Origin of the sequence: Flavihumibacter cheonanensis (assembly GCF_022352215.1) — a bacterium.
Lineage (GTDB): Bacteria > Bacteroidota > Bacteroidia > Chitinophagales > Chitinophagaceae > Flavihumibacter > Flavihumibacter cheonanensis.
Map to the genome: position 1 here is coordinate 1 of NZ_JAKRWF010000080.1, position 289 is coordinate 289.

1 protein-coding gene is annotated in these 289 nt (G+C 61.9%); it reads right to left on the reverse strand.

What is annotated here, in order from left to right:
* Positions 1-98: 98 nt before the first annotated feature.
* On the reverse strand, positions 99-289 hold a 191-nt coding region (locus MD536_RS21215), incomplete at its 5' end, for a cytochrome d ubiquinol oxidase subunit II (protein ID WP_239603790.1).

Below are 289 nucleotides of genomic sequence, written 5' to 3' on the forward strand. Positions count from 1 at the left end.
AATCTCCGTGCAAACTGGGTGTTTCCATGGTCCCCGCTCGCCGCGTCGATCCGGCGGACATCGCGGTCGATGCGGCAGGCAGGGGGCTCAGGACGGAATCAGTAGGTCTCCTCGTGGGCCAGATCCTCGTCGGTCACCTTGACGCTGAACAGCTTGTAAGCCCAGACCTGGTAGGCCAGCACCACCGGGATGAACAGCAGCACCACGATGAGCATGATCTTCAGGGTCAAGGGGCTGGACGAGGCGTTGAACGCCGTGAGGCTGTGATTGGCGTCGATGCTCGACGGAA